Annotated in this window: 9 protein-coding genes; all 9 read right to left on the bottom strand. The window is 57.7% G+C overall.

Translation table 11 applies throughout. From position 1 onward, the window contains the following. Positions 1 to 56 precede the first annotated feature (56 nt). The 9 genes from FEI13_RS16955 to nqrF all read right to left on the bottom strand — a co-directional run bounded on the left by FEI13_RS16955 (position 57) and on the right by nqrF (position 10,938). On the bottom strand, positions 57 to 1,250 hold the full coding sequence (locus FEI13_RS16955; protein ID WP_158294562.1) for a right-handed parallel beta-helix repeat-containing protein: 1,194 nt from the start codon (positions 1,248 to 1,250) through the stop codon (positions 57 to 59). Between the two features lie 31 nt (positions 1,251 to 1,281). After that, positions 1,282 to 2,298 carry a glycosyltransferase family 2 protein gene (locus FEI13_RS16950; protein ID WP_138182699.1) on the bottom strand — a complete coding sequence of 339 codons (1,017 nt, stop codon included), beginning with the start codon at positions 2,296 to 2,298 and terminating at the stop codon, positions 1,282 to 1,284. A 147-nt stretch (positions 2,299 to 2,445) separates the two neighbouring features. Beyond that, the gene (gene rfbC, locus FEI13_RS16945; RefSeq protein ID WP_138182698.1) at positions 2,446 to 2,994 is read right to left on the bottom strand and encodes a dTDP-4-dehydrorhamnose 3,5-epimerase; all 549 of its coding nucleotides are present in this window, start codon (positions 2,992 to 2,994) and stop codon (positions 2,446 to 2,448) included. Between the two features lie 12 nt (positions 2,995 to 3,006). After that, positions 3,007 to 4,332 carry an NAD(P)H-dependent oxidoreductase gene (locus FEI13_RS16940; protein ID WP_138182697.1) on the bottom strand — a complete coding sequence of 442 codons (1,326 nt, stop codon included), beginning with the start codon at positions 4,330 to 4,332 and terminating at the stop codon, positions 3,007 to 3,009. A gap of 67 nt (positions 4,333 to 4,399) precedes the next feature. Continuing rightward, positions 4,400 to 5,176, bottom strand: coding sequence for a glucose-1-phosphate cytidylyltransferase (gene rfbF, locus FEI13_RS16935; protein ID WP_138182696.1), 777 nt, complete (start codon positions 5,174 to 5,176; stop codon positions 4,400 to 4,402). Positions 5,177 to 5,238: 62 nt separating this feature from the next. Next, entirely contained in the window at positions 5,239 to 6,288 is a 1,050-nt protein-coding gene (locus FEI13_RS16930) for an NAD-dependent epimerase/dehydratase family protein (RefSeq protein WP_138182695.1), read from the bottom strand. Positions 6,289 to 6,308: 20 nt separating this feature from the next. Then, positions 6,309 to 8,387 (bottom strand): acyltransferase family protein, encoded by a 2,079-nt coding sequence (locus tag FEI13_RS16925; protein WP_138182694.1) that lies wholly within the window; start codon positions 8,385 to 8,387, stop codon positions 6,309 to 6,311. 839 nt (positions 8,388 to 9,226) lie between these two features. Then, on the bottom strand, positions 9,227 to 9,481 hold the full coding sequence (gene nqrM / locus FEI13_RS16915; protein WP_138182692.1) for a (Na+)-NQR maturation NqrM: 255 nt from the start codon (positions 9,479 to 9,481) through the stop codon (positions 9,227 to 9,229). Positions 9,482 to 9,705: 224 nt separating this feature from the next. After that, positions 9,706 to 10,938 carry an NADH:ubiquinone reductase (Na(+)-transporting) subunit F gene (nqrF, locus tag FEI13_RS16910; RefSeq protein WP_138182691.1) on the bottom strand — a complete coding sequence of 411 codons (1,233 nt, stop codon included), beginning with the start codon at positions 10,936 to 10,938 and terminating at the stop codon, positions 9,706 to 9,708. Between the last annotated feature and the right edge of the window lie 52 nt (positions 10,939 to 10,990).

Genomic DNA, 10,990 nt, shown 5'->3' with positions numbered 1-10,990 from the left:
AATATCCTCAGTCTCGGGGCAGGACGTTGCCCTCAAGAAGTTGGAATCCCTGTCCTTTAGGGCGGGGAGGACGTCAAATTGCCCCCCAGATCCTCGAGAGTGTCGGACCGGTTCAGCAACTTCATGAAATTGTTGCCGACTCGGCCACTCACCTGGTGCGAGGTAATGATTCTGTTGCTGCCATCCCCGTCGTTTCCCTGGATATCGACATTCCTCGACCAGAGCAGACGGATGTTCCCCCCTGCGAGCAGGTTGTCCTTGATCTTGACACTGCGGGTGAACTTGTCGGAAGTGCCTTGATAGGCGTCGGTAATGGCGGACTTCGTCGTGTTGAAGCGGTTGCCGATGATCCACAGACCCCGTGATATCTCTTCGTCTCGATGACGATGAAATCCGCCATAGACGCAGCCTCGCTCCACGTTTGTCGCCGTGTTGTGCAGGACGTGAACCCCCTTGTGCCGATCGATCCAGTAGGCATTGCGGGTATTGACGGCGCTGTTGGCGATGATCTGGGTGTCATAGGCGGAAGCCAGGCGGAAGCCGTGCAGGGCCTGGCCATCGGTATGGTTGGCCATGATCAGTACGTTCTGGGCTCCCCCTTCGCAGCCGATGCCCACCTGGCCACGCACTGCTCGGCACTGACGAATGATCCCGCGGTGCGTGGAGTTCCAGAACGAGCTGTGGATGTCATTGGTAAAGCGACCTACGCCGTAGCCGGCCACGAAGATGCCATAGCTGGACGCATCCACTGCCTGGACCCGCTCGACCAGGAAGTCCGAGAGGCCCTCGAGGATCAACAGGGCGCCGTTGTCAGTCGCCTGCTTGTCCGCACCGATCAGGGTGAAGTCGGAGAGGAAGGCGCCGTTCTCGAAGAGGCTGGTGCCGACCTCGAGATCCATCAGCGTATAGCGATCCTGGCTCCAGGCCTGCGGCGGCGCTTCGATGATGGTCCGATTCATCCCCCGTCCCATGAGGCGACTGCCATCCCGCAGCAGAAGCTTCCGATGGGCATACCAGTGCCCTGCCTCGATCACGCCCACGATGCCGTCCGTGGCGACATCGTCGATAAAACCTTGCAGGTTTTGATGATCAGTGACGGGGTCCTCACTGGGAAAGATGCCTGCCTCGCTGGTGGTCAGGAGGTAGGGCTTGACACGCCTCCCTTGACCTGCCGATGCGTTGGACGGCGGCTGGGTGCCGGACGAGGCCAAGAGGATATCCTGAGAATCGGAGATTGAACCGAGTGACATGGCAAGGCTCCTGGGTGACCGCTGAGGGCTATCAGCTGTGGGCGGCTCTCTGGTACCCAAGGGGATATGCATCATCGTTTCCTACGACAGCGGCAGGGCTCGCTTGACCAGTCCCCTCCGGTACCGACAGTTCGATACTCGAGTAATCGTAGTCATCGCCGATGGCCTGGACATACGGGGAGAATCGCACCCCTTCTACAAGGCCTCGCGTCACGATACTCGCCTTGCGGAATTGTCCAGAGACCAGCAGCCGGGCCAGTAGTGAGAGCTTGACAAAGATGACCGAAAAAAGGCGCCGACGTGTCTTGTATTTGCGGGCAAGATAGATATTGTTACGCACGTAATGGCGGTAGTAAGCGATACGGGCCGGGTTGGTCTCTACGACGATGTTGATTCCGGCTCCGGGCCTTAAATGCTGCACCCGACTGGTCCCTACCAGGTAGCCGGGATCTTCCTGTGTGACACGCAGTGTGAACTCGGCATCCTCCCCCCAGATGAACATCGATTGAATAGGAAGACCGTGCTTTTCCAGCGTTTCTCGCGGTACCAGTATCGAGACGAAAGTACTGTAGCCGACGGCGACCAGTCCATGCTCCAGATAGGAAGGCCAGCTGGTCGAGTGGTGGACACTAAGATAAGGCAGATTCGTCCACTCTCCCTTTTTTTCGGAATAGGCCAGTGACACCAGATAGCTTCTCCGGGCTCCCTCCCCTTCAAGCAACGCATCGGCATCGAGCAGCTTCTCAAGGGCGTCGGACTCCGGAACGACATCGTCGTCCATCATCCACACTTGATCGGCGCCGTTGTCGTAAGCCAGCCGGAATCCGGCGTTGAATCCTCCGGCGGCTCCCCGATTTTCCTCGAGGTTGTAGATCTTTATCCCGGAATAAAGCCCGCTTTCCAGGAGCTCCCGGGTATCATCCGTACTGCCGTTGTTGATAACGATGATCTCATCACACGTACGGGTTTGGGTAAGGATCGCATCGAGACATTTCTGGAGGAGCTCCCTGCGATTGTAGGTCAGTACGACGGCTATCACCTTCTTCATCAGGCTACTCCCCTGCAATAAGCGTGTAACATGCTTGACCACCTGCCGTTTTGGCGACTGTCCCAATGGATTCGACACTGATAGGCGGCCAGTACACGCCAGGCATCGCACAATGGCATGATTATCGCGGCTCGCCGCGCCTGGCACTCAATAGAGTGCGGTCTTTCTCTCACTCAGCAGTGGCCAGGCGTTGTCCTTTTCCGAGATGACCGATACCGGCAATGGCCACTCGATCCCAAGCTGTTCGTCGTTGTATCTCAGGCCATCCTCCGAGCCCGGTGTGTAGGCAGCGGTGACCAGGTAACTCACTTCGACGTTATCCTCCAGCGTCATAAAGGAGTGCGCGAAGCCCTTTGGCACATACAGTTGCAGCCGATTACGACTGGTCAGCTCGAACATCTGGTGCTGCATGTAGGTGGGCGAGTCCTGACGGATGTCGACGATGACATCGACTATGGCCCCTTTCAGGCAACGTACCAGCTTGTCTTCCCCCTGGGGCGGCCTCTGGTAATGGAGTCCCCGCAGGGTGCCGCGGTGCACCGAAAAGGAAGTGTTCTGCTGCACGAAGTCACTGTTCAACCCCACATTAGCGAACTCTTCACGACACATCGTCCTGGCAAAGAATCCCCTATCGTCGCCGCGTGGCTCGAGCTCGACAAGGTAGACATCCTTGAGGTTCGTTGCTAAAAATTTCATGGCGCTGTTCCTTTATGCCAGGGTGGGGGAATTGGCGTAGAGGCGTTCCTGTTCGTTGTAGAGTCGGTTCACGATTCTGTTCTCAGGAAGACGTACATCGTCGAAGGTCAAAGGGGTGTCCTTCTTGATAGGGTGCTTGACGATCCCGCCAAGCGCCAGACCGATGGGCAACAGCCGCTGGGCGCGAATAACATCCATGTTCTCGGCAACACCATAGGCTTCAAAGCCGCCAAACTCACCTATGCACTCACCCTTATCTAGATCCTTCTTCGCGATGGCAATGACTCCCACCTCCGGCCCCTGTCGAGGGGTCAGCACAGGGTCGTTGAAGAGAGCGGCCCTTGCGACAGATGTTGGCACTTCGAAGTGGCATAGGTGATAGGGGGTGTAGAAACAGTAATAGGGCCCCTTGCCAAGCTTATAGAGTTCCAGGTAATGCTGTTTAATCGGATCATCTTGATGCCCGATAACGAATACCCCCGGCCCGGGGCGGGCACCCACCACATAGTCGACCAGCCCGGCACCGGTAGGGCTCAAATAGGGCTCGAAAGACTTGATGGTCTCCTCGATGGGGATCTGGGGTGCACTAGGATCGCCCCCGGAGAAATCCGGACCCAGCATACCGCGCCGAGCGACCCGCATGCCTGTTCCATTGGCCACGATGGCTTGCTCGAAGGATATCTTGGTGCCGTCGGCAAACGACGCCACCATAGCGGGCTTCTGCCCCCAGCGTTCGGCAAAGGCTTGCTGTGTCTGGGGGTTGCGATAGGGATCGTGGAGCCCTTTGATATTACCGCACAGGACGGGTTTGACGCCCAAGCCCTGGACGAAGCGATACAGATTCAACTGCACCCCCGGCTGATCGCCATCCGAGAAGGTGTAGATCACACCGGCTTGATCTGCCTTCTTCTTGAGGATCGGGCCGATGGTGCCATCGAGTTCGGCATTCATCTGTACGACATGCTTGCCATGGTTGATGGCCGATAGCACTGCCAGCGCTGCATATTCGATGGATCCCGTTACCTCGATGATCACATCGAGGCCTTCGGCAGACGCCAAGGCGTTAGCATCCTGCGTCACTGCATACCTTCCCTGGGCGATTGCCGATTCGATCTCCAGAGTGGTATCGCAGCGCTTGGGCTCGATGCCTGCCTGGTTGAACACTTTAATGGCGGCATCGACATGCCTGTTGGCCACGGCACAGAGCGTCATACCCGGCGTGGCCGTGAGGATCTGAAGGCCAATTCCCTTACCCTGGAAGCCGGCACCGATCATGCCGACGCGAATAGGGTTTCGATCTTCTTCGCGTTTTGCTAGTGCCGTATCGATGATAATCATCTGTTAGCTCGCATGGTGAGACACTGCTGGTGATTTCAAGGGTATCCGACGAGACGCCCCTTCTGACTCACTCTTTCCAGACCTTCCAGGGGGGATTGTCCTGCCAAGCCGCTTCCAGCACCATCTTGTCACGCAGCGAATCCATGCTCTGCCAGTAGCCCTGATGGTGGTAATACCCTAGCTTGCCCATCTTCACCATGCGCTCCATGGGTTCGTTTTCCCAAGTGGTCTGATCGTTGTCGATCAGATCCAGGACCTCAGGGTTGCATACGAAGAAGCCACCATTGATCAGGCCACCATCCACCGCGCCCTTTTCTCGAAATGCCTTCACTTGTTGGCTGGAATCGTCAAGCCTCAGGGCACCATAGCGTCCTGGCTGAGTGACGGCCGTCAGGGTGCACCAGCAATCTGACGCCTGATGGGCGGCAACCAGTTCCTGGATATCCACGTCGCTCACACCGTCGCCGTAGGTCAGGCAGAAGGGTTCATCATCGAGGTAGGGCTTCGCACGCTTGATGCGACCGCCAGTGAGAGAGTCGGAACCGGTATCCAATACGGTGACGGTCCAGTCTTCGCTAACTCCCTTGAGCCACTCCACTCGCCCGGTCTTGAGATCGATGGTATAGTCGGTCTGTTTACCCCGGTAATTGAGGAAATAGTCGCGTATATAATCAACTTTATAACCACCGAGTATGATGAAGTCCTTGAAGCCATGGTGCGCATAGAGCTTCATGACGTGCCACAGGATCGGACGCTCTCCGATTTCGACCATGGGCTTGGGGCGAATTGAGGTTTCCTCACTAAGACGAGTGCCGAATCCACCGGCGAGAATGACAACTTTCATGTCCGTTGCTCCTGCTCTGTTGGTAATGTCTGCCGTTGGCGATTGGCCTTGCTGCCTACTGATTACGACTCCTTCACCCACACCAATCCTTCCGTGACACGCCCCTGATCCACATGGCCCTGCAGTACCTGCAGGCGCATCAGCGAAGAACTGCGGAAATCGGTATCATCGAACTCCATTCGCTTCAGCCCTTCTACCAGGCCCTGGATGGAATCCTTTAGTGTCATGCGTGGCTGGTAATTCGGCGCCAGGGATTCGTAGAGACTGAAGTCGACCTTGTAGGATCGGCTGTCGACTGCCCCTTCCTCGTTGATGCTTACCGTTGTGCCGGGGATCATCTCGGCCACGGCTGACGCCAGGTCGCGAACCTGGTGGTTGCGCTGATTCGAGCCGGTGTTGACGCTGAGTATCTTCCCGCCATTGCTGGCCGGGCGCTGAATGGCCCAGTCGATGGCTCGCGCCATATCGCGGACATCGATAAGCGGCCGCCAGGGCGTACCATCGCTCAACACGGTGATCTTCCCTTCGGAGAGGGCACAGGCCACGAAGTCGTTCAGCACCAGGTCGAGTCGCAGCCGTTCGGACATACCGCAAGCCGTGGCGAAACGCAGGCTGGTGATGACCATGTCTCCTTCGAGGTTCGCCAGCGCCTCTTCACTACCGATCTTGGACTTTGCATAGTCGGTCATCGGGGCGAGCGGATCGCTCTCCTTGCGTGGTTCGCCGCTGGCGACGCCATAGACGCTGCAACTCGAGGCAAAGACAAAATTGCTGACCTTTTCCCGAGCCGCCTGCCTGGCGATGTGCACGGTGGCCTCTTGGTTGATCTCCCGCGTAACGGCCGCAAAGCGGCTGCCCATGGGGTCGTTAGAGATGGCTGCCAGTTGGACTACCGCCGTATAGCCCTCCAGCATTCCCTCAGGAAGCTGCCGAACGTCGCCATAGAACTGCTTCTCCAGGTGCCGCTCGGGCAGGGACTCTACCCCGGTAAGACAGTGAGCGAAGTAGGCATTGTCGAAACCGTGCAGCACGGCATCCGGGTGCTGTCTGGCCAATTCTCTGACGACTGCGGGACCTACGTAGCCCATGTTGCCGATAATTAAAACTTTCATCTCGTGCCATCCCCTGTTGATTAATTCACCCTGTCTTCCTTAGCAGCCGAGCTTTCCAACTGGGTGATTTGAAACTCATGGTCGTTCATCCATCCCTTGCCGGCCATTTTCCGGAACATGTGATCTACAAGCATGGAGGCTGCAGGAATACTCAAATGGCTGCTGTCGTAATAGAGCAACTCGTTGCCTACCTGGGCGGCACACCGGCCAGGAATGAAGGAATCACATAGCAGTTCAGATGGCTTGATCTTAAGAACGCTATCGCTCTCCTCGATACGTGAAAGTTGCTGGTATGATGTCGACGAGCGCTGCTTGAAGACGCCAAAACTGGTCGACAGCGGGGCATCACGTTCGATGCCGAAGATATTCTCCTTGGCGAGAAGGTAGGGCACATCCCAGCCGACTTCGGGGACCGGATAAATCATGACAACGCGTTTGCCATCGTCGACCAGTTTGTCGACGGTTTCTTTCATCAGCTGTCCTACGATATTGATCCTGGCCTCTTCACTGTCAACAGGGGTCGATACGGTATCGAGTGGCATGGCCTTGAGGGCCGACTCATGCTCGACACCTCCCTCGCCGTTATCAAACGCTCTCGCTTCGAACTGAAGTGGGTAGCGGCCAAGCATTACTACCGTTTCCACCTCGTCACTCGCCATCAAGTAGTCCATCACCCGCTGGTTGAAGATGCCGCAACCCGGCTCATTTTCACGTGTGTAGTCGGCGATAGGCAGACAGTTGGTATAGACGAACATCTTGACTTGCTTGCCGAGCCCGGCAACACGGTCGGCGATCGGGCGGACCAGCGGTGTGGCATGGCTGTCGCCCCATACCACGACGATCCCATTGCTATCCTCGTTGTATTGGCAGGTTTCCTCGACTGACAGCAATCTACCCTCGGTGGCGTAACAGCTTTCGGGGACATGGTGGCGTGTCATGCGAACGTCCACGATGCTCTCCACCTCCGGGCTGAAGCGCCACGGCACCCCTTGGGTGAACTTGCCGTACATCCCTACCCCAATCATCAGACCAGACATCACCAACGCCGAGGCGAAGATCTGTGTGCGCGTAAAGCGCTGACGTTGTCTGAAGGGCTGTTCGACAAAGCGCCAGGAGAACCAGGCAAGCAGGATGGAGGCCATGCTCAATAGCAGTAGCGTCGTATCGGTGACGGCCTCAAGGCTGCGCTCCTTGGCAAAGACGAACAGCGGCTGATGCCACAGATACGCGCTGTAACTGATCAATCCGATCCCCACCACCGGCTTCCAGGAGAGCAGCCGACCTGCCAGGTCGCTGCCGCTTGAGAACAAGATGACCAGTGCTGCACCAAGCACGGGCAACACGGCCCAGAGGCCGGGAAACGGGGTAGCGGAATCAAAGGTAAAAGTGGCATAGAGGATCAGGCCCAGGCCGGTGATCCCGCCCAGGTGCTGGACAACCGGAGGGAATCGCTCTTTACGCTCATGCAGGAAGATGGCGATAAGCGCGCCGGCCAGCAGTTCCCATGCCCTCGTAGGGAGTAGATAGAAGTTGGCGGTCGGATGGTGGGTCGAGGCGTACTCGGCCAGTGAAAGGCTCACCACCAACCCGAGGCCGAAGATGGCCAGCAACCAGTTCCTGCGAAGCCCCCCTACGATAAGCATGAACAGCGGAAAGAAAAGGTAGAACTGCTCTTCGACAGCCAGGCTCCAGGTGTGCAAGAAGGCCTGCAGCTCCGCGGGGCCGGCAAAGTAGTCAAGCGACTGCCAGAAGTATATATTCGAAACAAAGAGGTTCACCGCAATCAAGCTTTCGCTCAAGGAGGAAAACTCGCGAGGCAACATCCACATCCAGGCGAACATCAGGCATATTAGGCTGACGAAGAACAGCGCGGGCAGAATCCTTCTCGCACGCCTTTCGTAGAACTTCACGATGGAGAATTTTCCTCTCTTGACTTCTCCATATATTATGCTGGTGATCAGATAGCCACTCACCACGAAAAACACGTCTACCCCGACGAACCCGCCACTAAACCATTCGAATCCAGCGTGAAAAAATATCACGGGAATGACGGCTATCGCTCTCAATCCATCGACTTCCGGCCTATAACTGGTTGTCATGTATACCTCATTGCCACCATTACGTCATAAAGGCTTCCGTCTAGCTATCGTCAAACCCCGCCCAAGAAAATGCTTGGCGATAGCCTTGATGAAACGCAGAACGAAAGACTCCCGCCGGATGGTTTTTGGCTACCTTCCACCCACTTTGCTACCTTCCACCCACTTTTCTACCTTCCCACCCACTTTGCTGCCTTCCCACCCACTTTCTTTCTACCAACTTTCTTTCCACCCACTTTAGTCACGCCATCTGTTTGTTAACTTTTCACCCGAAATGTTACTAAATGTATTCGTCTTTTGCGTAGTTGGTTTTTACCATACTCGGAAGGACGAGCTTCTTTAATCTCGAAGTAGGAGTTTCGTAGTTCTTCGCCGTTTCGCACACCATGCGCTCAGCGCAAGCACTGGGTCACAGCACATTGCTGGCGGAAGGGAAGCGGCGTCGGAGGGCTGCCCTCAGGCGAGGCCAGCCCCGGGAGAGAGGGTGAGAGGCGTGCAGAGACGCGGTGAGGCATGGTGAGGCGGGAGAGACGGGAGAGACGGGAGAGACGGGAGAGACGGGAGAGAGGCGAAGCCCCCTTGTGGGAGCGCAATTTATTGTCGGTTCGACGCCTCGACGAATGGCGCCGACAGGCGCCCTGGGCTTAGTGCCTATGGCCGGGAAGGCCTTCGGCCTTCTTTCGCGATCTGAAGATCGCTCCCACACGGAGGCTTCGCCTCCTTCACGCTAAAGAGCGATGATCCATAAATTGCTCCCACAAGGGGGCTTCGCCTCATTCACGCTAAAATGTGATGATATTTCCTTGCGACATGAATGTCGCTCCTACGCAAGCTCGTGGAGATTAACGCTTGGTGGCGTCGTAGCCCAGGTCGGCACCGCGGCTCTCGTCGCTGCGGCGACGGGCGCTTGAGCGCTTGCGATTCTCCTCCTCGCAGACCTCGTCCTTGCCGCCGCAGACGTCGCACCCTTCCTTGAGTCCGAGCTGATTGAGACCGCCACAGGTGCCGGCGATGGGCTTGCGCCCCATGATCACGCCGATGGCCATGGCGGCGACGATCAGCAGCATGAAGGCGAATACCACCAGGAAAAGGGTCATGTCGTGTCTCCTAGAGAGCGAAAAGGGCTAGGCGTCCAACCGTGTGACAACATAAGACCGTGCGGGGTCCATGGCGTCGACCTTCTGGGGCCTGAGATGACGACCGTAGGCGATCGGCATGTCGGGCGGCAGAAGTGGGGAGCGGCGACCGGTGATCGCCGCAGGCCCCGATACAAAGGGGCCGGCCTCTCGGCCGGCCCGGATGTGCCGCATGGCGAGCGAGATCAGCCGCCGAAATCATCCAGCAGGATGTTCTCGGGCTCGACGCCCATGTCCACCAGCAGCTTGATACAGGAGGCATTCATCATGGGCGGCCCGCACATGTAGTACTCGCAGTCTTCGGGGGCCGGGTGGTCCTTGAGGTAGTTCTCGTAGAGGACATTGTGGATGAAGCCGGTCGGCCCTTCCCAGTTGTCCTCCGGCTGCGGGTCGGAGAGTGCCAGGTGCCACTCGAAGTTCGGGAACTCCTCGGCCAGCTGGTCATACTCTTCGTTGTAGAAGGTCTCGCGCCAGGAGCGTGCGCCGTACCAGAAGGTGATCTTGCGGTCGGTCTTGAGACGCTTGAGCTGATCGAAGATGTGGCTGCGCATCGGCGCCATGCCCGCACCACCGCCGATGAAGATCATCTCGGCATCGGTGTCCTTGGCGAAGAACTCACCGAAGGGCCCCATCACGGTGACCTTGTCACCCGGCTTCAGCGCGAAGACGTAGGTGGACATCAGGCCCGGCGGGTGACTGGAGTTGGGCGGCGGCGTGGCGATACGGATGTTGAACTTGAGGATGCCCTTCTCGTCCGGGTAGTTCGCCATGGAGTAGGCGCGGATGATCTCCTCGCTGTTCTTGTGGGAGATGTCGAACAGGCCGAACTTCTCCCAATCGCCCCGGTACTCTTCCTCGATATCGAAGTCGGAGAACTTGATGTCGTAGGGCGGTGCCACCAGCTGCACGTAGCCGCCGGCACGGAAAGCCACTTCCTCGCCCTCGGGCAGCTTGAGGTTGAGCTCCTTGATGAAGGTGGCGACGTTGGGGTTCTCGATGACCTCGCATTCCCACTGCTTGACGCCGAAGACCTCCTCCGGGACCTCGATCTTCATGTCCTGCTTCACCGGCACCTGGCAGGAGAGGCGCCAGCCTTCCTTCTTCTCGCGCAGGGTGAAGTGGGACTCCTCGGTGGGCAGGATGGCACCACCGCCCTCCTCCACGCGGCACTTGCACTGCGCGCAGGAGCCACCGCCACCGCAGGCGGAAGAGAGGAAGATACCGTTGGCGGCCAGGGTGTTGAGCAGCTTGCCGCCGGCCTGGGTGGTCAGGGTGTGATCGGGGTCGTCGTTGACCTCGATGGTCACGTCCCCGGTGCTGACGAGCCTGCTGCGGGCAGCCAGGATCACCAGAACCAGGCCGATGACGACCAGGGTGAACATGACCACACCGAGCAAGATGAGTGTTGTATCAACCATGTCGGTTTCCTATTGCTTGACGTTGCCTGGACCCCGGCGGCACACACGGCCG

It is taken from the genome of Halomonas urmiana, assembly GCF_005780185.1.
GTDB lineage: Bacteria > Pseudomonadota > Gammaproteobacteria > Pseudomonadales > Halomonadaceae > Halomonas > Halomonas urmiana.
Note: the sequence above shows the minus strand (reverse complement) of the source record. Positions and strands in the feature narration are given on the sequence as shown.